The sequence below is a fragment of the Rosistilla carotiformis genome, from assembly GCF_007753095.1.
GTDB lineage: Bacteria > Planctomycetota > Planctomycetia > Pirellulales > Pirellulaceae > Rosistilla > Rosistilla carotiformis.
This window is the reverse complement of record NZ_CP036348.1, coordinates 2,104,728-2,126,244: the sequence shown is the minus strand read 5'-3', so window position 1 is coordinate 2,126,244 and position 21,517 is coordinate 2,104,728. Positions and strand designations below refer to the sequence as shown.

The window sequence follows — 21,517 nt, the reverse complement described above, 5'->3', positions numbered from 1 at the left end:
GAGCAACGCAATGATCAAAGTTCGCAAAGCCAACGACCGTGGACACGCAGATCACGGTTGGCTTAATTCGCATCACACGTTTTCGTTCGCGTCCTATCGCGACCCGACTCAGATGGGGTTTCGCGCGTTGCGAGTGATCAACGAGGACCGCGTCGCCGCCGGCCAAGGCTTTGGTACGCATCCCCACCACGACATGGAGATCGTTTCTTACGTTCTGCAGGGAGCGCTGGAACACAAGGATTCGTTAGGCAACGGGGAGGTCTTGCGTCCGGGAGAATTCCAACGGATCAGCGCAGGGACGGGAATCACGCACAGTGAATTTAACCCTTTGGCCGACGAATCCACTCACTTCTACCAGATCTGGTTGCAGCCCGAGAGTTCCGGCATCGACCCTAGCTACGAACAGAAGCGTTTCGACGACAACGAACTATCCAACACGCTGCGTCTGGTGGCGTCACCCGACGCAGCGGACGGTTCGCTTTTGATCCATCAGGACGCTCGGATTTTCCTATCGCAGTTGGACGCAGATCACTCCGTTCAGGCGACCTTTGCAGCGGGCCGACACGGCTGGCTGCAAGTCCTTCGCGGATCGGTCACGCTCAACGGCGAAGCGTTGGAGACCAGCGACGGCGCGGCGATCAGCGACGAATCGACGTTAGTGATCACCGCCACGACCGACGCCGAAATCATGCTCTTCGACCTGGCCTAAGCGGCTCTCGGCGGCAGGCCGCAACGGCTGGAGTTCGAACGGTTCTCAGAAGCCGCTCCCATTTCAGCCGTCGAGCAAGACCTGCCCGACGACTCCCAACAGGAAACCAAACACCGCACCGATCGCCGGCGCACGCTGGCTCTCGCTGCGGGACTGGGGCGCCAGATCTTGAAAGGTCAGGTACAGGATTCCGCTGGCGGCGAAGAGCATGATAAACCCGACGACACTCGGATACTCCGCCAGGTGATGGTACCCGATCCAACCGGCCAGCGGCCCCAACGGAACGCAGGCGGCGAGCATCAAAACCAACTTGCCGCCGCGGACGTTACCGCTCACACTCAACTCGCGGAACGCATTAAACCCCTCGGGCAGGTTTTGCAGTGCGATCAATACCGCCAGCAGCGCTCCGGTGCTTTCGCCATGCGCGAACGCCGCCCCCAGCGCGATCGCCTCGGGAATAAAGTCGGACAGCATCGCGACCAATTGAGCGACCGAACTTTGCGATCGCGCCAACAAGGTCTCCAGCCCCCAAAACACGATCGCCCCGGCGACAAACGCCGCCACGATCCAGCTCAAAGACAACGCCTTCACGCCATCGGGGACTAGCACCAACGCCACCGCCGAGATCAGCACACCGCCGCCAAAGGCGATCACACTGTGCCGGAACTCCTCTTCGAGCCACTGCGGCGAGATCCGCTCGACCATCGCGATCGCGCCACCGATCGGAATCGCCGCTCCCGCCATCGTCGTCAACAACAACACCTGTACCAGTTCGTTCATGTCGTCTCCTCCCAATCTCCTGTTCGCCTGTATCGTCGCCGTTGTCAGCGGAACTGCCAACCTACCGGCCGCTGGAGGCACGTTGCTGCAATCAACAAGCCAAACGCGAACAACGGATATGAAAACGTTCGTCAACCAGCTTGGGGCCGCTGCCCCCGCGACCAACTCCAACCGAGCAACCGGCTGTGTGAAGCGAACGAGTTAACCCCGCTACGGTCTCCGGTTTCTAACAACGGTTTGTGCCGCTGAGAAAAGAGCCGAACGAACACAATTGGGCAGGCGTCAAATGTAACAGGGGGATTCGAAGGGAGCGACGAATGAGGCCGCGAACGCAGGCGGTCGCGATGCTAACGAATGCCTCATTTTCCGACGGCTTCGCCGAAGGAGGATCTTGTCGCGACGTTTTCAGACGCCCCTTTGTCACGGACCCATGTTTGTCATTCCGCGGGTTGGGAGCTGACAAAATGGATTTTTTTATCTTCCGCAGCTGAAACGACTTAGGTCAACAGGAGGCCATTTTGGGGGCGGCGGCCAGCGCATCGCAATGCTTGTTTCGGGTATTAGAGGTAGGCAAACGCAATTTCACGTTTGCTCCACACCGACCTAGGAGCAAGAAAACTGACGAAGACAAGCATTGACACAGACGGTGGTCGCACGATTGCGATCGGCGACATCCATGGGCACGCCGACGCGCTGCGACGGTTGATCGACGAAATACGGCCCAGACGTGGCGACACGATCGTTCCGTTGGGCGATTACGTCAACCGCGGTCCCGATGCGCGCGGCGTGATCGAAGCGTTGATCGAACTCGACAGTTCTTGCCACCTGGTCCCCGTGCTTGGGAATCACGATGAAATGATGCTCGACGCGCGATCCGATCGTTACGCTTTGGATCGTTTTCGCCATGCTGGCGGGCAACAAACGCTCGATTCCTATCGCCCCCAACCGTCGATCATCTCGGCGAAGCTCTCCCTCGTCCCGGACAGCCATTGGGAATTCTTGAACGGCTGCTTGGCGTTCTACGAGACGCAAACCTGTGTCTTCACCCACGCTTGTTATGACCCGTATTTGGCGATGAAAGACCAGCCGGCTAGCCTGTTGCGTTGGACCTCGATCGATGGCGCAGTGCCGGCGCCGCACTGCAGCGGTAAGTTGGTCGTCGTGGGGCACACGCCAAATCGGATCGTCAGAAACTATCGTCATCTCATCTGTATCGATACCGGATGTGGATTCGGCGGTCGGCTAACCGCGCTGGAGCCCGCCACCGGAACGACCTGGTCGGTGGAGCAAAGTGGAACCGCCCAAGATGGAGGCCTTCGATGAACGACAAACCGAAGCCCTTCGATCCGTTGGCAATCAAAACACGCCCCGACCGCGACCGACGCGTGCAGCAAGCCGATCGACTCGCTCGCGTTTTGCGTCTGCTTGCGCTGATTCATTCAGGGAAGAACTACGACGTCAAAGCAATCGCTCGCGAGATCGGTTGTTCGACGCGAACCGTCGCACGCGACCTACAAGTTTTGACGTATGCCGGAGTGCCATGGTACTTCGACAAAGAAACCGCCAGCTACCGTCTGCCGCTGAACTATCGCATCCCCATTCCGATGAACATCCGCGAGTCGGCTATGTCGCGTCAATCCGAAGCTGTTGATCATTACCGAGGCTTTTTCACAGTGGACGATCCGATGACGCTATCGGAGATCGACTTCGTCGCCCGCTGGATTCATGAGAACCACAACTTCAGCGAGTTGCATAAAGAAAGGCCTTGGGCCATGCAATGGAATGCTCGGCTGAACCTTCCGAGCGTTGCGCTCGCCAATTTCCATACGATCTTCATGGCGGCATTCCGCGACTGTCCCGATGCGTTCATTCGCACCGTTTGGCAGTCTCACGTCGACTTTCTAATGGTCCCGTGGAAATCGGAAGCGGCGTTCTTGGCGCGCAACGCGGCGATCTGCAATTGGATGTCCCCGCGGATGCCCAATTCGATCATCGACGTCCCGTCCCAAATCGACAAATACCGGAGTTGTTAATACATCGTGAGCCCTCTGATTTACGCGTAATCGATGACCGTATCCGTTCCGTCTGTCAGCGAATACGTAAGAGTCTGTGAATGAAGTCGATGGGGAAACCGATGCTTAGCGAACGAGATCGAGCAGGCTTAAAACAAGCGATCCAAACCACCGTGCTCCCCGAATACGTTCACAAAATTGGTGAGGTACGGATGAAGTGGGTTGCGGATCGAGCGGGGATTTGGGTCGAGATCGCCGGGGAAGATGCCTATTTCGGGCAAACGATCGAAGCGGCGATGATGACCGCCCAGGAATGCGACTGGATATTCCTCAGCAAACATCCACCGATGCTCGACGACGACTGGACCTGGTTCGACGAGCGAGTCGCCCACGGCGAGTCGTGGCAGGATAGAGTCGTACCGATGAAACGCCAGGAAAGTCGCGAGCGTGTCGCAACGAACTATTGCCCTGGAGAGTGAGTGCAGCAAACAGTTTAATAAGGATCTTTCATCCATGAGTTTGATGTTAAATCGTGCGTATGCGGCATTGTGGAGAGCGTTTGGTGATGAAGGCATCGCTCGCCCCGGCTACGTACAGTCGATACCTGACAACCTTTTACCGGAAATTGAGTTCAGGAAAATCCGAGAAGAACTTGAACAAGGTGCAGGAAATGAGTTGAACGCAAAATTCCTCGCGGTGCATTCTTCAACGGCGTTAGTTGTGAACAGCTTTGGGATTTTCAAGTCAGACCAGTGTTCAACGCAATTTGAATGGAACGGGGACAAGTTTGCGCCACCACAGTTCGAACGGCAATGCAGAACAGGACTAGGTGGAACACCACCTAATATTGATGTTTGGTTTTCGGCTTCGGACGCAGTAGTTGCGATCGAATCGAAACTAACTGAGTACTTCACTCCAAAACAAGCATTCTTCGCTGACAGCTACACTCGCGAAAACCTGCCATATGCCGAAGACTGTTGGTGGACAATTCTAGAGGATTCAAAAGATGCTGGAAAACGCTATTTGGATGTGGCACAACTCGTAAAGCACTATCTAGGTCTTCGTCGGCATATGTGCGACGGAGGAGCCGGGCGAATAGAACTGTTGTATGTTTTTTGGGAGCCAGCAAATGCGAACCAATTGGATTGTTGTGTTCAGCATAGAGAAGAAATTTCTGCGTTGATCGATGCGGTCAGTGGATCCGCTGTTACTTTGGCAGCAATTTCATATAGCGACTTATGGCGAGACTGGGACAGCACACCCGCTTTGAAAACGCATGTCGCCAACCTTCGTGCCAGATATGACGTTGAGATCTAGAGGCGAACATAGTTTATAGAAAATTCCAAAGTGTTTCAGCATCTTCGCCGACCATGTAATGCAGGTCCGTTTCAGCACGCCAGTTCGATAGCTGAAACTTGGAAGCGATGGATTCCAGTCGATCCCGGCTCGTTCCGTTGCCATGCAGAATGACGCTTCGAGAATCTTTCACGTGCCACATCACTCGGCCTCGTGGGACGTCGAAATATTCGCGGGTGCTGGAAAGCGAAAGCTGTTTGGCAGCTTCATGCCAACAGGCGTCGTGGGCGAAGTCGCTGTCGCAGATCCCGCAAACCGCTCTGCCCGGATCAATCGTCTCGGCGAAGACAGCCAAACGACCTCCATGGTCCCACCAAATTCCGATCAGCGGATCGTTGTTCAGCATCGCAGACTCGTGAGGTGGTATTGTTGGTGCCATGGTAATACCAATACCACAAGCCGCTGACCGACGTGGGACATTCCACAGGAAAAAGATTTGCAGATACGTCGCGTGACACTCGATTTGCGAGAGGTTATAGGGAAGGGATGGAGATGTCTCGCAGAGGGCGATGCACGGGTTGGATTCGACAAGAAGCGAGAAGAGCAAATGGACGAAACATCGTGTTGCCCGGGAAATGACGCGTCGATTTCCGGTGGCGGAATCGGGTTCTTTGAACGCTACCTCACGTTCTGGGTTGGTCTGTTGCCATTGACGCCCGAAAGGAGCACGCAAGCGCAAGTCCTGATCCCAACCGCGGTCTCGATCGTCTTCGGCCTCTTCGCATCGACCATCTTGTTGCTGATCGTCGTCCCCTGCCTGTACGTCGTCTTGTGCGATCTCGGCTGGATCCAACCCGATGAACACCCCCGGCGATTGCGAATCAATCGTCCCACGATGGCGCCGGCGCATCTACGACCTAAATCGAATTTCACATAGCCAGACGCGCGACACCAGTTCGCCATCAATGCGGCAACCGTTTGTCGTCCAAGTTTAAACGTTGGAATCGTGCGCTAGAGGAATACTGTTAATCGCCATTCGCTCCGCAATTGGTGACCCTACCAGCAAGACGCGATTTGCGTCGTGCTGGGCAGTTTATTCAGGATCCTTTATGCCGCAACGCTCTCCGATGTTGCCTTGCGCCGTCGGCGTCGTTGATGCCAACCGGCCCCCAGCAATGCAGCACCCAGCAACGTCATGCTCGTCGGTTCGGGAACCGCGGCCGTCGAATTGACGGTGACACTGGTTCCCGAGGAGGTGAAGGCAAAGTCGTTGAAGAGTTCGTCGGAGAAGGACGATCCAGGATCCAACGTGAAATCGAACACGCCCGCCGCGTTCGTGTCGAATTCCAGTCGCGCCAAGAGGTTCGGCGATCCCGCGTTCGGTAGGTTCACGGGCAGCGGGGTGAAAGGCGATCCAGGGTCTTCGCTGAAATCGCCGACCGAAATTTCACTTCCACCGAGACCGGGAATCGTTGCCGGAAACATATTGATTACGTTCGAGCTTCTGCCAGCAAAGACATAGTTCCCGTCCGACAGGAAGCTTTCACTCTGCGGATCCCTAAACGTGAGCCCGGTCCCTCCGGCAATATTCACGCCGGCGAAATAGGAATCCAAGGCATCGGCTGAAGTGCTGTAGATCATCAAATCGATGTAGCCACTGTCGCCGACGTTGTAGCTCGCGGTCGAAGGGGTCATCGTCGACACGATATCGGCACTGGCGGTTCCCGCGCCGCTGCACACCAGCAGCAGTAACGACATCAGATGGAAAGGTCGGCACTGGTCAGCCGCCCATCCCCGTCGACGCGCATGCGTCTGGACGCTCGAATCCGCGGCAAGCGCCGTGAGGGACGCATTACCGGAGATAAAAAAGGAGAAGCCGAGGTGAACTCACTCCACACGGACTTCAGCAAACCTCGAGACGCCCGTGGCGAGGAACAGAGCGCAACGACAACTGAGAGATCCAGCATCGAGGCCCGGTTTGGTCTCCCATATCCCCCCAACAACAGCAGCGCATCACCGACACGTGCGTCGACCGGTACTGCAGTCCCTCCCCTAGCGATCCCCAAGCTTTTGGCGGTCGGGCAGTTGGGCGGACGAAGTGCTTGCGATTGCCGGCCGAAACCTCAGCTTGAAACACGGATTTGCCCTGCTCCCTACACTGTGTAGCACTTGCATCTCAATTGCTATTGGGTAAACTGAACGGTATCTCTTGTCAGGAAACCCTACATGACCAAAAACGACGAATCGCTTGACCTGGTCAAGCAAGCGATTCGCGACGCGGGGCTACGAGCCACGCCGGCGCGAATTGCTACATTGCAATTGCTTCGCGAGTCAAATTCTCCTCTGACCCACGCCACCGTCGCCGAACATCTCGCTACCACCGGTGTCGATAAGGCGACGGCATTCCGCAACTTAAACGACATGGTCGAAGCGGGCTTGTTGCGACGGACCGAAGTCGGAGATCACGTCTGGCGTTTTGAAGCGATCGATGCCGACTCCCAACACGATGCGGGACACCCCCATTTCCTGTGCGTCGATTGCGGGACCGTCTCCTGTTTGGATGAAGTCAAGCTGACCGCAGGCAGTCAGCGCGTCAGCGAACAGGTTGGCGAGGTCACCGAAATTTTGTTGCGCGGCCACTGCAACGATTGCCGCTGATCGGCAGCGGAGCGGCGCCAGCAGAAACCTTCTTCGCCCCCACGCGACAACGGGAATTCTCGCTAGCGCAAAGCTTTCTTCGCGCAAATGTTGCTCCCCTGTGCAATGCATTTGCCCATTTTTCCCCAAAGTTGCATGCCAGCTCCTCTCGCTCGATAACGCGCCCCCCTCCAGTTCCCGCGTCCAAACTTGGGCCCCAGGGCAAAGTGCGGTTTGCGTCGAGGCATGATGGGAACCCCGACTCAAAAGTGAGGCACCGCGACAATTCCTCGCTCTCGCCCCCCGCCCCCATTTCCTGAGACGCTCCCAATGGAAAAATTGCTTTGCCCTGGTCTGCACGACGGACGCAGTTGCAACCATTATGCACAAGCGACACGACAGAGCCTGCACATGTAGCGTCGCGTCACCAGCCCCGACTGGCATGCAAGGCCCGCATTGAAGACCGCTCCATCCCCCCTCCTGACCAACGATCCATTCAGCGATTCGCTACTGGGCGAATACGCCAGATTGTTGCTGGCGGAACGGTCGACATGTCGCTCAGAGACTGATGGTCGCCTTCCGCGTCGTGTGATCTCGTGGTGTGGAATCACTCGCTTGCGCTTTTTGATGTTGCGCCGATGGATGCTTTAATCAGGCGACGCACCGGTATTCCTGGGATAAAAGCTCAGTGTCGTGTTTCCTCAGTGTGCGGAGTCCGTGGTTGCTTTTTAGCCGTCGCTGATGCCACTGATGCTCGCGATAGCGAATGCCTACCAGCAACGCCTCGCGGACGGTGTAACTCACAAACTCAGGATGCCTCACCTCTTTCAGCAATACCAATTCTCACTAGCACCCCCATCAACGCGCAACATCAAAACGTGCGCTTCGTGCTCGTATGCGATCACGGCCAGGACTACTCCGCGTCGGGGGTGGTTGCCCATTGGATGCCTTTGGCTGTCAGGTTCAACCAGACATCGTCTTGCATCGTTTCGTTGTGGTGTCCCAATGTGGTCCCGAAGACGCGAACGCCTTTGTAGGTGTTGGTCCAGACGACCGGTTGATCCGCTTTCTCTTCGTCACTGTACGCCGACGCCAGAACTTGAGTGTTCGGCCACGAGCGTTCGATGATGTACAGCTCGCCGTTGGGAGTCGACCAGGGGCTGGGGGAGCCTTCGAGGATCGGATGCTCCGCTTCGCGAGCGACTACCTTCAGGCTGCGCTTTGCCTTCTCGTGCCGCTTCGACGTCACACCGATCAATCCACGCCACGCGTCTGCGGTGGGAGCGTTGCGATACGAATGCATCGAGCAATGGATGACGACGGCGGGGACGCCCGACCGGACGTGTTCGGCGACGATGCTCTCGACAAATTCGCCATCGGTGACGCCACCAAAGCATTCGTTGTGGATGATCACGTCGAACGATTCCGCCCACTTCGGATTGGTGTAAACGTTGGCCTTCCGGTCGCGTTTTTCATCGTATTGTTCGACGGTCCAATCGATCTTCAGATGCTTGCCCAATCCGGCTTGCAAGATTTTGATTTGGTTTTCGTAATCGTGGCAGCAACCGCCGGTGACTAGCAACGCACGCAGCGGTTCAGCGGCGGTGGCGCGACCCCCGATAACAAGCAAGCACAAGAGAAGAACAGAAGCGATCGAGGACAGACGCATGGGACGCGCTCCGGGGAGGGGATATGATGAACCAACGCAGCGGGTTCGCGCGGACCGACCGAGCGACCTTCACTGTGAATCTCAGGCATCGTAGAGTAATCGAAACCGCCGCGGCATGTTGGCCCCGGCGACCTAAAAATTCGGGGAGGATCCGTTCCGTTGTTTCTCAAATTGCTGCTCGCTTTTACGATCATCCCGCTCGTCGAATTGGCGATGCTGATCCAGCTGTCCAAGGCGACCAGCCTGCTGGTGACCGTCGGGATTGTGATCTTCACCGGGATCGTCGGATCGGCGCTAGCCCGTTGGCAGGGGGCGCTCGCTTGGCAACGCTTTCGCCAGGCGCTGGCCGAAGGACGCATGCCCGCTCCCGAAGTCCAGGACGGGCTGCTGATCTTCTTTGCCGCCGGGATGCTGCTGACTCCCGGGCTGCTGACCGATGCGATGGGTTTTCTGCTGCTGATCCCGCAGACGCGGTTATTGGCTCGGCACTTTCTGGCCGCTCGGATCGGCGGTCGCTTTCAAATTCAAAGCTTCGGTTTCGGCGAAAACGCGCAGCCGACGCAAGCGGATCCCAACACGATCGATGCCGCTGCGGCGTCGGTCCGTAGCGACGAACGGACCGACAGTTGATCTGGATCTGAGTCGCTGAGAAATCGGCGCATGAAAAAACCTCTGCCGCCAAACTTGGCAACAGAGGTTTCGTAGATTGTCGTCCTATTCAAGGACAGCCTTAGTTATCCGCGTGCAAGCCGCACGCAAATTGGGTTCCCATCCCGGCTTGTACAATTCAACTTCAAACGTCCGGTCGACTTAGCGACGGAAGCTTACCATGCGGTAAACGTTTGGAGCACGCAGGTTGCTCGCTTCAGGAGCGGGTGGAGCCGCGTCCGAAGGCGAAGCAGCGTCTGCAGCGGGCTCTGGAGTTGGAGCTGGAGCGGCTGGTGCTGGAGCAGCTTCTTCAACGATTACTGGAGCGCTGTCGACAACAGTACCCGAGCACGATGCACATGCGGGTGCAGCTTCGACGACAACTTCGCCGCCGCAGCTCGAGCATCCGCTTTCAACAACGGGAGCGCCACAGCAGCTAGGAGCTGGTGCTTCGCAGCAAGTTGGTGCTGGTGCTTCGCAGCAGGTTAGTGCTGGTGCTTCGCAACAGCTAACTTCTTCAACCATTTCGCAGCAAGTCGGTGCTGGAGCGCAGCACTTGTTCTTCTTGTGACCCGCTTCAGCGGTTGTGCCGAATGCGATCATCATTGCAACTACAGCAACGCAGCTAACGATAGTACGTTTCATTCCGAAATCTCCAAACAAAGTTTCTGGGTACCCAATACAAACCGCTAAAACCACCGCTCCTGAAACCAGAAGCAAGCGACCTTTTTCCCAAGAGGACCATCCTCGATGCATCGAATGCGCGCGGGGAATCAAGTCGTTTACGGGCTTGATGCGATTTGCAACAATTTTCCTGTCACGTTAAACTAACCAACACTTTGCCGTTGTCAATCTGGGCGGTTTGGCAAAAATCGTACATTTGAACCGTTTTTTGCAATTCATCGATGCAGGCCGCATCAAATTTCGATGCCAACAAAAACGATCGGGATCCCAAATGCTAACGTTTCTGCTGGTTCTTTCGGTGCTGGTGCCAATCCAAACGGTCGGTCATTGGGAGGCGGAGGGCTATCGAGCGCTTCGCAGTGGCGACACCGCTCGCGTGGCGGAAATCGCAAAAATAATCGATGCTCAGCACCCCGGTAGCTTTTCCGCTGCGATGGCCCGTGGCAGCTTGTTGCTTCGCGCCGGATTGGCTCAAGAAGCCTTAGTTGCCTTCGACGAAGCGGCCCAAATCCAGCCCGCTCAGATTCCCTTCATGTGGCAGCGTGGAATCGCCCAATATTATGCAGGCGAATTCGAAGCGGGGCGGAGACAGTTTGTTGTTCACCGGACCGTGAACGCGCACGACGTCGAAAACGCAGTTTGGCATTACATGTGTGTCGCACGGCTCCAGGGCACCGATGCAGCAGTCAACGATTACCTGCCCGCTCCCGGCGATTCCCGGCCTCCGCTGCAAGAGGTGTACGACCTGTTTGCCGGTACCGCATCGATCCAAACCGTGACCGATGCCATCGCGGCATTCCCAGCAGATTCTCCCGCTGCCAAATCGGCTCAGTTTTACGGTTGGCTCTACTTGGGGATGTACCAAGACGCTCAAGGCAATTTAGCCGACGCGGAACGTTGGTTGAAAAAAGCGGTTTCGCTGAACCAAACCCACTACATGGCCGACGTCGCCAACGTCCACCTGCAACAAGTCGTTGCTCGGACGAAAGAAACCGAGAAGCCAGCCGCTCAATAAGACTTGCTTGCCTGTGAGAGGACGTTTCGGATGACACCCGCGGGCTGGATTCCGCTCCCGTTTGTCGAGCCATCCGGTACGTGGGCGAGTGCCGTGGGACCGGTCGAGAAGTCGGCCGCTTTGGCTCATGCGTCGAACCGTCTCAACGTAAATACGGGACGCCCCTGCGTTTACTCATTTCGGTTGCTTCATGCACTGCCAGTCTGCGGTACAATCGCTCGCCGCCAACCTCAATCTTCCAACACCGAGTGCGCTGATGTTATCGATCAAATTTGCGATCCGTTTTTCTTTGGCATGGCTAGGACTTTTCGCTTTGCCTGTGTTTGCCGAAGCCCGTCGATTGGAATTGCACGCCGCCATCGAATCGGGGGCAGTGAGTGTCCGGATCGATTTTCTCGGCGGGGCGATGGGGGATCGCATGAAGCTCTATCTGCGGAAGCAAGCAGCTGGAGATCTGCAACTGACCGTCACCCCCGGAACGCTCTTCTTGCCTCAAGGCGGCGACGTCCAGCGACTGGCGGCCGTAGGTTTGAAGGGAAAACTGACCGCTCAGGGGACCTATCGCCGTACCGCGTCGATCGAATTGAACGACGCCAGCGAGCATGGCTTTCTGGTCCAAGTCGTCTGTATCGACTACCACAAGAATTCTCCGCCGGCCGGACAGTCGTTTGTCATCGCTGCTGTCGATCCACGTTGCCAGCGAATTCTGTCGCTTCGCGGCGATCTTTCGATCTGGGCTTACCAGTCGGCGATCTGGATCGACCGCGCGGGGGTATCACCCAGCAAATTACAAGCGACCTTCCAAGTTCCCAGCACCGACCTGCAAGCCGCCGCGGATCTTTTGAAAGAGTCAGAAGCTGTCGGTGCGGCGTCGCTTGAACAGGTCGATGTGTCGGTTCAGGCGAAGGCAACCGCGCGCGGCATCTTTTCCGCCGATCCCGCCGTCCGGGCGCAGGCACATGCGGAAGTGCAGGCGTTGGACGCAGCGGATCGCGCCAAGCTGGATGTCCTGTTGAAACTGAACGTGTTGCGCGGCGGAAAACTGCCGACCGTGGAGGAGTTGCGCGCCGGTAGCACTTTGGAAAGCCTGATCCCGGCAGGGATCGAGCTGCCCCAACTTGAGATTCCCCAGTCGGTCGACGAGATCATGGCGATGGTCGAAGCCATTCGCCGACAAGCTGCCGACGGACAGGCGGAGCAAAAACTTGCCGATCTCGCCAGTCTCAAGCTTGTGCCCCATTTGGCGGGGCTGAAGGCGCGGCTGCCGCTGTTAAGAATCGCCGCAGCCCGTGCTCTGGCGAACGTAAAAGATCCCGTCGCTGTGGAAGCCTTAATGATCGCGTTGCAAGACGGTGACGCCCGAGTCCGCGCTGCAGCGGTTGCCGGACTGGAGAAACTGACTCAGCAAAACTTTGGCGACGACGCAGACAAATGGACCACGTGGTGGCAAGAAGCCCATGTGTCTTTTAAATAGGTTCGCCTTGCAGTGCGGTAGGCCCGCGCAGCCTGGTCGTGGCGCGGAACGCTATCGCCAATGCCGGGCCAACAACGGTGGCGGAAGCGGACGGACGTTGCACGTCGCCAGCGTCGGATGTTCGTTTCCCAACACAAAAACGAACAAGTGTTTACCGCCTGAATGGGACCGGCGACTGCGTCAACGAAAGACAGGTGCAGCGTTCATGCGAACGCTGCACCGCCATCGATCCAAGATGTTTGGTCAAGTGATCGTTTGCGTCTAGAACTTCAGACGAATGCCCGATTCCCATTCGTTGACGAACAGCTTGTCGCTGAACGGGACTAGAAGGACTGAATCTTGAAGCGTCATGGTTTCGGTTCCGAGGAATCGGTATCCACTGAACAGTTCGACACGGTTGGTCAGGTCGAACGAAATACCAGCCCGCGCTTGATACGCGAAACCGAGTTCGCTCGTTGCACTGACAGTGCCCGCAAGGGTGGCCAAGCTGTTGGCAGACGTTTGAGCAACTCCCAAGCCTGCTCCAGCGTACCCGGTTAGACGCGATGTTACGGGGACATCAATGTAAGCATTGACCATCCAGGTGTCGAGGGACTGACTGCCATCTGCATCGGCTCTAAAAGGGCCGAAGCCGACGGTATCGAAATCGAAATCGAATTTGCTGTATTCGAATTCAACACGACCAAATTTTTCTTGCCAGCCGAGTGCAACGTTGGCATTCAGGCCCGAGTTAAAATCGGCGGAGAATATGCCGTCTTCTACATCGGAAAGAAACGTCCACCCGGACGATACCGAAACATAGAAGGGATTGCATTCGCAATTGCCGCTGGCCATCCGTTGGCCCAGCGTTTCCGCTTTGGCCGAGGTGCAAAATGCGAGCATGGCAATGCAAAGAAAGAGTGTCCGTCTCATCGTGGAAATCCTTTTCTTCAAATAGGAGTTTGTGCCAACGAGCGGAAATTTTCTGGAAGCACTGTGTTGGGGATGCCAGTGATCCATGGAAAACACGCCGCCCAAGAAGTAGCCAAAGTGGTCTACTTGGCACCCTAAGATTCGTCGCCTCTCTCTCGATTCAATCACGAGAAACGAGAAGTAGTCCCTGTGGGTGTGGCGCAGCGCCACAACAACTGGAACAGGTGGAGCGGTCGCGTATAGCAAAACTTGGGTACATTGACGTCAAATGCTCGAACTTGCCTCGATGGGAATGGTGTTCACCTTCGTCCGAACATCCCCGACGCGGGAAATTTGTGGAGGCTCCTGTCACACGGCGAAGCAGCGCGCCGTTTCCAGAAGATTGTGGGTGACCAACCCACTGGTGACTTGTGGGGATGGGAGCGTCCGCCGAATGGGCGGTGACGTCGGCTTGGGACTCCGCGACGTTTGACGTCAACGGTACTTGCGAGTCGACGAGTTCAGCACTCCCCGGTTCCCTTCGACTTGTTGGACGCATTGGGGAAGGAACGAGACGGTCGGGAATGCGTGAAGCGGTCGAGCCGCCGGTGATCTCGCTTGGATGACCGCGTGGCCGCGTTGGGCAACGAGCCGTGTACCCACGAAAAAAGCCCGCAGGAGCTTTCGTTCCTGCGGGCTTCTTAAATGGTATCCTTCTAAGAGGCGCCGGCCGGATTCGAACCGGCGATGGTGGATTTGCAATCCACTGCCTTAGCCACTTGGCCACGGCGCCTTGAGGAGTCGTACGATAGGAGAATCGGCAAATCTGGTCAAGTCGCTTTAACCTAATTTGCCTGCCCAATCAAAAAAACTAACCCAGTCTGCGTTAGCCCTCTGATTGTACCGTACCGGCATGGAGTGAACTATCGGTCGAATTGGTCGGCGATCGCCAGTGCTTCTTCGATCGCGGCCTGAAAATCTTCTTCGCTCAATCCCAGCGTTCGCCGGACCGCCACCAAGGCTTCCAGCTGTTCGGGGGTAAGATCCCCCTCCGCACTTGCTGCCATGAAGATCGCTTTCATCGCCAGGTACTTCTGATCGCGGTCCCATCGCGGCATGACACTGCGCAAGTAGTTATGAGGTTTGTAGCCGACCTGCGTCGCCGCGGCGCACATTCGACCAAGGTCCTCGCGGTCGGTCGGTTCACCAAACAGCATTTCGGCGACATGCCCTAGCGACTTAATCTCCGCTTCGGTGATCTCGCCATCGGCAACAACGGTCAGGACCGCCACGTTCATCACCTCTTGATGGAACTGCTGCTGTTCCAAATGGACGGCGGTCGATGGATCGATCTCCAACACCGCCGGCTCAAACGCTTGCCGGCACTCGTCGCATTCGACGTAATGTTGCACCGCCCCCATCGGAATCGTGGGGATGAAGTAGAGCGTCAGGAACGGCCGGACGCTCTTCAGTCGATACGGTTGCAGCTGCCGACACTGGGGACAGCGAAAATCGCCGCGGTCGCGCGTGCGACGCAAATCGGTTGTCCCAATCAATAGCATCGGCCTTCTCCTTCTATCGAACGATAATGTTGACAACGTCGACCGGACGCGGATCGGCCACCCGAACATCGTCACCGCTAGCGAACGAAGATGTTGGTAAAGTCGACGGGGCCGTCGGGGACCAGCGTCAGTGGCCCCTTGGCGTCGGCGGATCCCGTCGCCGCAAACGGCTCGATCTGTGTGCCGTTAATCGTCAGCGAAACCTTGTCGCCGCGAACCTCTCCTTCGATCCGATTCCACTTGCCAACCTTATCCAGATGAGGCGTCAGCGGCGAATCGTCACCCGCGATCGCTACCGCGGCCGCATCGCCACGCAGACGAATCTGTGGCGAGCCCGAATCCTTGGTCAGTCGGAAGTCGACGACAAATCCATAATCGCCAAAGGCTTCGTCGGAGGCAAGTGGAAGGTTCGTGCCAGCGGCTCCGGTGCAGGAGAGAACCCAGTCGCTCGGCTTCCAATGGCCAGCTGCCTTTTCCGCCGTCTGCTCCGCCGCACCTGCGGGCTGCTGCACGCTCCAACCGGTCAAGTCGATGCCGGTGTACAGACAGCGGTAACCGCGATCGGCGATCGCGATCATGTTGGCTTCGATCGGCGTATCGGGCAGCTCTTTGATCTTCACGTTGCGGTAATGGACGACGCCGCCTTCGGATTCGATGCACAGATAGCCCTTGCGCGGGTTGCAGTCGGTGCCACGGGTGACGACTTTGCCATTGACCGCCAGCGAGATCGTGCCGTCGATCGCTTCGATCCGATAGTGATTCCACTGGGGCGTCGGCAGCGAACGCATTTCCGTCGGAAAAGCGCGACTGCCACCGCGATCGTTGACCGGAGTCATCTTGGCCCCATGGATCGGAAAGATATCGCCATGTGTGGTGAACCAATCGGCTTTGCCGTAGGCGTTCTCGAGGATCTGGACTTCGATCCCGCGATGAAACGGCTGTCCCTTGGCGGTGATATCATCGGCCCAGACAAAGATTCCGGCGTTCCCTTTGGGAACCATGTGCCGCCACTCGACTTCCATGATGAAGTTCTGATACATCCGATCGGTCCGCAGTTCGCCGATCGGTTTCCCGCTGCAGATCAGCATCCCATCTTCGACCGACCAGGTGCGGGGATCGGTGTTGACCAGTTGCCAGCCCGACAGGTCCTTGCCGTTAAACATTGGGACAAAACCGTCGTCCTTCTGTTGCGACCAGAGGTTCGCTGTGGGGGCGAGCAGCAATACGAGAGCGACAATCCAGCTGCGATGCATGTTTCGACTCAAATCAAAGGAAGGGAGATCGGGTTGCCGGCGATCAGGCAGCCGCCAGCTCGAGGTGGGCAGGAGAGCCTCCGATTGTACTTAACCCACCAGCCAGCTACATCCTCACGGCAGATCGCTGTTTCAAGATAGGCATTCTTGGTAACCCGACGCGTCAGCGAGGAATTCACGCGGTGCCCCGCTGACGCGTCGGGTTACCATTTCCTTTGGCGTTCTTGTTCGGAAAGCTCAATTGCCCTTCCCTGGCGACCAGGGCTAATCAGTGTTTGTGCATAGGCAAACTAGCCGCCACGCGTTAGCGTCCGGTTCTCCAGGTAAACCGGACGCTAACGCGTGGCGGCTGATACCTCAAATTGAAACACTGAATTGCCCTGTCCAGGCGACATTCTAGGTGGGCGAAACACACCGAGATTGGTTATTATAGAAACTCGCCAGTGTCCGATAGTGGACCGCCACCGGCGGATAGCTGCTTCTTATCTTCCCTAACGCTCTTTTTTATCAAAAGGACTTTTAGACATGACTCAAGCAACACGACGACAGTTTGTCGCTTCTGGGCTCGCTGCCGGCGCTGTCGCGACGCTCCCCGGTCGCCGCGCGACCGCAGCCCTGGCTAACGACGAAATCAACGTTGGCTTCATCAGCTGTGGCGGACGATCGAACGAATTGATGGGCTACTTCGAAAAAGTCCCCGGGGTCAACATCGCCGGTCTTTGCGATCCCGATCAGGCTCGCTTGAGCCGCACCAGCCGAAGGTTTCCCAAAGCGCAAACTTGGAAAGACCTTCGCGATCTGATCGCCTCGGACAGCATCGACGCGGTCGTCGTCGCCACCTGCAACCACTGGCACTGCCTGGCCACGATTTGGGCGATGGAAGCGGGCAAAGATGTGTACGTCGAAAAGCCGTTGTCGCACAGCCAGTGGGAAGGTCGGCAGACCGTCGCGGCGGCGCGGAAGTACGATCGAATCTGCCAGGTCGGAACGCAGCAGCGTTCGGATCCGATGCAGGCGGAGATTCAAAAGTACTTGCACGACGACAAAGCGTTGGGAGCGATCCAAGCGGTCCGCGTCAACCGCTACGGTCTGCGAGGTTCGATCGGGCGCCGGACAGAGCCGCTGCCGATCGACAAGTCGGTCGCTTATGATCTGTGGCTGGGGCCAGCCCAAGACGAACCGATCTTCCGCAATAATTTGCAGTACGATTGGCACTGGGATTGGAACACCGGATCGGGCGAGATGGGCAACTGGGGTGTCCACGTCCTGGACGATGTTCGCAATAACGTCTTCCAAGACCGGGTCGCGTTGCCGAAGCAAATTCTTGGCGGCGGCGGACGCGTGGTCCTGGACGATGCGGGGCAAACACCCAACGTTCACTTTGCGTATTTCGACACCGGATCGATTCCGGTCGTCATCGGCCTGTCGAATCTTCCTAATGAACCAGGCGTTAAAAAGAGTCCAGAGCATCCGGGACCGGGCAGCGGATACGTCGTCTATTGCGAAGGAGGCCGATTGGAAGGCCAACGCGGCCGCGCTCAAGCGTATGATGCCGATGGGAGAAAGCTTGCCAGCTTCAAGGGATCGGGGGGCAACGTGTTGCATCAAGCGAACTTCATCGATGCGGTGCGCAGCCACGATCGCAGCCTGTTGAAGACCGATGTCGCCGTCGGAAACGACAGCACCGGATGGTGCAATCTGGCCAACATCGCGTTCCGCGCCGGCCGACCGTTCTCGCAGAAAGATGCCGCAGCGGTCGAATTGCCCCAGTGGAATGATTTGATTTGCGAGATGGATCAGCATCTGAAATCGCACGACCTGTCGTTGGACAACAGCGCGATTCAGATGAGCCATCTGTTGACGATCGACGAGAAGACGGAGCAGTTTGTTGGCGACGATGCCGATGCGGCAAACGCCTTCTTGAAACGGAAATACCGCGAAGGGTACGAAGTGCCAACGATCCAAGCGTAGGCTTGGTGTGACATTGGAAAAACGCAAACGGGGCCTCAGGATTATTCTGGGGCCCCGTTTCTTGTATACTCATCGCCTGATTCCGTTTTGATGAGTCCCATGATTTCCCCACCGTTTCCAACCACCCGAATCCGCCGATGATTGTTCCTGTTAACCGCGAGCGTCTGCTGCAACGTTTCCTGCAATATGTTCAGATCGGCACTGCGGCCGACCCGCACAGCGAGACCTATCCCAGCAGTCCGCAGCAGAAGGATTTGAGCCGCGTGTTGGCGGAGCAATTGGTAGAACTGGGCGTAGCCGATGCGCACATGGACGACCACGGTTTGGTCTGGGGAACGGTCCCAGCAAACGTCGCTGGCGCTTCGGCGATCGCACTGAACTCCCATGTCGATACATCGCCCGAAGCTCCCGGCGACGATGTGAAGCCGCAGGTGATCGTTTATCAGGGAGGCGATATTCCGCTGCCCGAAGACAATCAAGTCATCCGCGTCGCCGACTGTCCCGAACTGGCCGATCTGGTCGGCAAGACCTTGATCACCACCGATGGCACGACGCTGTTGGGAGGCGATGACAAAGCGGGCGTGGCGATCATCATGGAATTGGTGGCGACGCTGATCGAAAATCCGCAACTGCCCCACGGTCCGGTCAAGATCTTGTTCAGCTGCGACGAAGAAATCGGACACGGCACCGACAAGATCGACTTGGCTCAATTGGATGCCGTCGCCGCTTACACGTTGGACGGTGGCGGAGCGGGAGATTTGGACGTCGAAACTTTTTCGGCCGATGGGGTGCGGGTCACCTTTACCGGGCGGAACATCCATCCGTCGATCGGCAAAGGGCGGATGGTCAACGCGACGCGCGCGGCGGGCTTCTTTCTGCAGCAGTTGCCCGACGATTCGCTATCTCCCGAATCGACCGATGGCCGCGACGGATTCATCCATCCGTATGAGATCGAAGGTGGCGTCGGCCGGGCGGAATTACGCGTGCTGTTGAGGAGCTTCGATACGGCGGAGCTGACTCAATACGCCGATCGACTGCGGCAAGCGGCAACGGCGACTGAAAAGCAATATCCCGGTCTCGCGGTCCGCGTCGAAGTCAAACCGCAATACCGCAACATGGCCGACGGTTTGCGAGAGAATCCGCGGGTGGCCGATCTGGCGGAGCAGGCGTTCCGAAACCTGGGCCGCCCGGTCCGACGCAGCATCATCCGCGGCGGGACCGATGGTTCGGCGTTGACGGAGAAGGGGCTGCCGACGCCAAACCTCTCCAGCGGTCAGCACGCGATCCATTCGCTACACGAATTCGCATGCCTGGAAGAGATGATCCAGGCGGTCGAGCACCTGCAGGAATTGTTGCGGTTGTGGTCGGAGGTTTCGGCCTGAGTCGCTGCTTGTTCGGATGTACGAAGCGCGTAGCCGTTGTGCCGTCTGCTGGGCCATTTTGAATTGCAGTGGCCATCGGTCCCATTCGATTCGGTATGACGCGATTGCAGTTATTGGTAACGTGCCACAGAGGACTCAGAGGCCACTGAGTTTTTGTCTGGTGATCCTCTGTGTTCTCGGTGACCTCTGTGGCTCACAGTCACGTCGGTGGTGACGGCGTCATTCATGTGCCGCAGAATAAATTCTCGAAGCTTGCCACAGAGGACTCAGAGGCCAATGAGTTTTTGTCTGGTGACCCTCTGTGTTCTCGGTGACCTCTGTGGCTCACAGTCACGTCGGTGGTGACGGCGTCATTCATGTGCCGCAGAATAAATTCTCGAAGCTTGCCACAGAGGACTCAGAGGCCACTGAGTTTTTGTCTGGTGGCCCTCTGTGGCTCACAGTTACGCGGTGGTGACGGCGTCATTCATGTGCGGCAGAATAGATTCTCGAAGCTTGCCACAGAGGACTCAGAGGCCACTGAGCTTTTGTCTGGTGATCCTCTGTGTTCTCGGTGCCCTCTGTGGCTCACAGTGTCACGTCGGCGGTGGCGGCGCAATTCATGGGCGGCAGAATAAATTCTCGAAGCTTGCCACAGAGGACTCAGAGGCGACTGAGTTTTTATCTGGTGATCCTCTGTGTTCTCGGTGACCTCTGTGGCTCACAGTGTCACGTCGGCGGTGGCGGCGCAATTCATGTGCGGCAGAATAAATTCTCGAAGCTTGCCACAGAGGACTCAGAGGCCACTGAGTTTTTGTCTGGTGATCCTCTGTGTTCTCGGTGCCCTCTGTGGCCCACAGTGTCACGTCGGCGGTGGCGGCGTCATTCATGGGCGGCAGAATAAATACTCGAAGCTTGCCACAGAGGACTCAGAGGCCAATGAGTTTTTGTCTGGTGATCCTCTGTGTTCTCGGTGACCTCTGTGGCTCACAGTCACGTCGGCGGTGGCGGCGTCATTCTTGTGCGGCAGAATAAATACTCGAAGCTTGCCACAGAGGACTCAGAGGCCAATGAGTTTTTGTCTGGTGACCGTCTGTGTTCTCGGTGCCCTCTGTGGCTCGATGGCACCTGCGATCGAGGCATATTCCTGGTATGGCAGATTTTACAGAGAAAGTCGCTTTATGCCGTCAACAAGCCTCGCCTGACCGAAATTCATGAGTAGTGCCCGCCTCAATCCAGTGGATTTGAGATAGGACAACGTTTGAGCCGTAGCCACGTCGGGAAGCTTTTGGACCGCTTTCAATTCCACGACCACCTCACCCTCAACCATTAGATCAAGCTTTTGTCCCTTGATGATGTGTCCCTTATACATCACATCGATTTCTTTTTGTCGTTCGCATGCGATGCCACGTATGTGGAGTTCATAACAAAGTGCTTCCTCGTAGATAGACTCCAGTAACCCCGGGCCCAAAACACGATGCACCTCAATCGCGGCCCCAATTATCTTCTCTGTCAGGTCATCGCTCATCGTGCTCTGTGTCCTCTGTGATCTCTG

20 protein-coding genes and 1 tRNA gene are annotated in these 21,517 nt (G+C 57.0%); 12 read left to right on the top strand and 9 right to left on the bottom strand.

From position 1 onward, the window contains the following. Positions 1-10 precede the first annotated feature (10 nt). Positions 11-709, top strand: a complete 699-nt coding sequence (locus tag Poly24_RS07885; RefSeq protein WP_145092963.1) for a pirin family protein — start codon at positions 11-13, stop codon at positions 707-709. 63 nt (positions 710-772) lie between these two features. On the opposite strand, the gene Poly24_RS07880 is transcribed toward Poly24_RS07885, so the two are convergent. Beyond that, positions 773-1,489, bottom strand: coding sequence for a ZIP family metal transporter (locus tag Poly24_RS07880; protein WP_145092960.1), 717 nt, complete (start codon positions 1,487-1,489; stop codon positions 773-775). Between the two features lie 588 nt (positions 1,490-2,077). Between Poly24_RS07880 and Poly24_RS07875 the strand changes: the two genes are divergently transcribed. The 4 genes from Poly24_RS07875 (at position 2,078) to Poly24_RS07860 (ending at position 4,818) form a co-directional block, all read left to right on the top strand. Then, complete coding sequence (locus tag Poly24_RS07875; RefSeq protein WP_197452407.1) at positions 2,078-2,812, top strand: metallophosphoesterase family protein; 735 nt, start codon at positions 2,078-2,080, stop codon at positions 2,810-2,812. After that, positions 2,809-3,522 (top strand): HTH domain-containing protein, encoded by a 714-nt coding sequence (locus Poly24_RS07870; protein WP_197452406.1) that lies wholly within the window; start codon positions 2,809-2,811, stop codon positions 3,520-3,522. The genes Poly24_RS07875 and Poly24_RS07870 overlap by 4 nt, the downstream gene beginning before the upstream one ends. A gap of 80 nt (positions 3,523-3,602) precedes the next feature. Next, positions 3,603-3,980 carry a hypothetical protein gene (locus Poly24_RS07865; protein ID WP_145092950.1) on the top strand — a complete coding sequence of 126 codons (378 nt, stop codon included), beginning with the start codon at positions 3,603-3,605 and terminating at the stop codon, positions 3,978-3,980. Between the two features lie 34 nt (positions 3,981-4,014). Further along, a complete protein-coding gene (locus Poly24_RS07860; RefSeq protein WP_145092947.1) occupies positions 4,015-4,818 on the top strand; it encodes a PGN_0703 family putative restriction endonuclease in 804 nt (267 codons plus the stop codon). A 13-nt stretch (positions 4,819-4,831) separates the two neighbouring features. On the opposite strand, the gene Poly24_RS07855 is transcribed toward Poly24_RS07860, so the two are convergent. Continuing rightward, positions 4,832-5,236 (bottom strand): hypothetical protein, encoded by a 405-nt coding sequence (locus tag Poly24_RS07855; RefSeq protein WP_145092944.1) that lies wholly within the window; start codon positions 5,234-5,236, stop codon positions 4,832-4,834. Positions 5,237-5,404: 168 nt separating this feature from the next. Between Poly24_RS07855 and Poly24_RS07850 the strand changes: the two genes are divergently transcribed. Beyond that, entirely contained in the window at positions 5,405-5,734 is a 330-nt protein-coding gene (locus tag Poly24_RS07850; RefSeq protein ID WP_145092941.1) for an efflux RND transporter permease subunit, read from the top strand. A gap of 170 nt (positions 5,735-5,904) precedes the next feature. On the opposite strand, the gene Poly24_RS07845 is transcribed toward Poly24_RS07850, so the two are convergent. Further along, positions 5,905-6,555 carry an IPTL-CTERM sorting domain-containing protein gene (locus Poly24_RS07845; RefSeq protein WP_145092937.1) on the bottom strand — a complete coding sequence of 217 codons (651 nt, stop codon included), beginning with the start codon at positions 6,553-6,555 and terminating at the stop codon, positions 5,905-5,907. A gap of 468 nt (positions 6,556-7,023) precedes the next feature. Between Poly24_RS07845 and Poly24_RS07840 the strand changes: the two genes are divergently transcribed. After that, on the top strand, positions 7,024-7,455 hold the full coding sequence (locus tag Poly24_RS07840) for a Fur family transcriptional regulator (RefSeq protein ID WP_145092934.1): 432 nt from the start codon (positions 7,024-7,026) through the stop codon (positions 7,453-7,455). A gap of 892 nt (positions 7,456-8,347) precedes the next feature. On the opposite strand, the gene Poly24_RS07835 is transcribed toward Poly24_RS07840, so the two are convergent. After that, on the bottom strand, positions 8,348-9,064 hold the full coding sequence (locus tag Poly24_RS07835; protein ID WP_197452405.1) for a ThuA domain-containing protein: 717 nt from the start codon (positions 9,062-9,064) through the stop codon (positions 8,348-8,350). Positions 9,065-9,262: 198 nt separating this feature from the next. On the opposite strand from Poly24_RS07835, the gene Poly24_RS07830 reads away from it, so the two are divergent. The 3 genes from Poly24_RS07830 to Poly24_RS07815 all read left to right on the top strand — a co-directional run bounded on the left by Poly24_RS07830 (position 9,263) and on the right by Poly24_RS07815 (position 12,924). Then, complete coding sequence (locus Poly24_RS07830) at positions 9,263-9,733, top strand: FxsA family protein (RefSeq protein ID WP_145092927.1); 471 nt, start codon at positions 9,263-9,265, stop codon at positions 9,731-9,733. 973 nt (positions 9,734-10,706) lie between these two features. Further along, positions 10,707-11,450 carry a tetratricopeptide repeat protein gene (locus Poly24_RS07820; protein WP_145092919.1) on the top strand — a complete coding sequence of 248 codons (744 nt, stop codon included), beginning with the start codon at positions 10,707-10,709 and terminating at the stop codon, positions 11,448-11,450. A 256-nt stretch (positions 11,451-11,706) separates the two neighbouring features. After that, complete coding sequence (locus Poly24_RS07815) at positions 11,707-12,924, top strand: HEAT repeat domain-containing protein (protein ID WP_197452404.1); 1,218 nt, start codon at positions 11,707-11,709, stop codon at positions 12,922-12,924. A gap of 261 nt (positions 12,925-13,185) precedes the next feature. Here the strand turns inward: Poly24_RS07815 and Poly24_RS07810 are convergent, their stop codons facing one another. From Poly24_RS07810 to Poly24_RS07795, 4 genes are all read right to left on the bottom strand, one after another. Further along, the gene (locus Poly24_RS07810; protein WP_145092909.1) at positions 13,186-13,923 is read right to left on the bottom strand and encodes an outer membrane protein; all 738 of its coding nucleotides are present in this window, start codon (positions 13,921-13,923) and stop codon (positions 13,186-13,188) included. 613 nt (positions 13,924-14,536) lie between these two features. Then, positions 14,537-14,608, bottom strand: a tRNA-Cys gene (locus Poly24_RS07805). Positions 14,609-14,738: 130 nt separating this feature from the next. Then, a complete protein-coding gene (locus Poly24_RS07800; protein WP_197452402.1) occupies positions 14,739-15,377 on the bottom strand; it encodes a TerB family tellurite resistance protein in 639 nt (212 codons plus the stop codon). A gap of 77 nt (positions 15,378-15,454) precedes the next feature. Further along, positions 15,455-16,630, bottom strand: a complete 1,176-nt coding sequence (locus tag Poly24_RS07795; RefSeq protein WP_145092903.1) for a 3-keto-disaccharide hydrolase — start codon at positions 16,628-16,630, stop codon at positions 15,455-15,457. Positions 16,631-17,155: 525 nt separating this feature from the next. Here Poly24_RS07795 and Poly24_RS07790 point away from each other — a divergent pair. Together Poly24_RS07790 and pepT are read left to right on the top strand one after the other, a co-directional pair. Then, complete coding sequence (locus tag Poly24_RS07790; protein WP_145092900.1) at positions 17,156-18,601, top strand: Gfo/Idh/MocA family protein; 1,446 nt, start codon at positions 17,156-17,158, stop codon at positions 18,599-18,601. Between the two features lie 137 nt (positions 18,602-18,738). Further along, the gene (pepT, locus tag Poly24_RS07785) at positions 18,739-19,983 is read left to right on the top strand and encodes a peptidase T (protein WP_145092897.1); all 1,245 of its coding nucleotides are present in this window, start codon (positions 18,739-18,741) and stop codon (positions 19,981-19,983) included. A 1,141-nt stretch (positions 19,984-21,124) separates the two neighbouring features. Here the strand turns inward: pepT and Poly24_RS07780 are convergent. Further along, complete coding sequence (locus Poly24_RS07780; protein ID WP_145092894.1) at positions 21,125-21,490, bottom strand: GxxExxY protein; 366 nt, start codon at positions 21,488-21,490, stop codon at positions 21,125-21,127. Between the last annotated feature and the right edge of the window lie 27 nt (positions 21,491-21,517).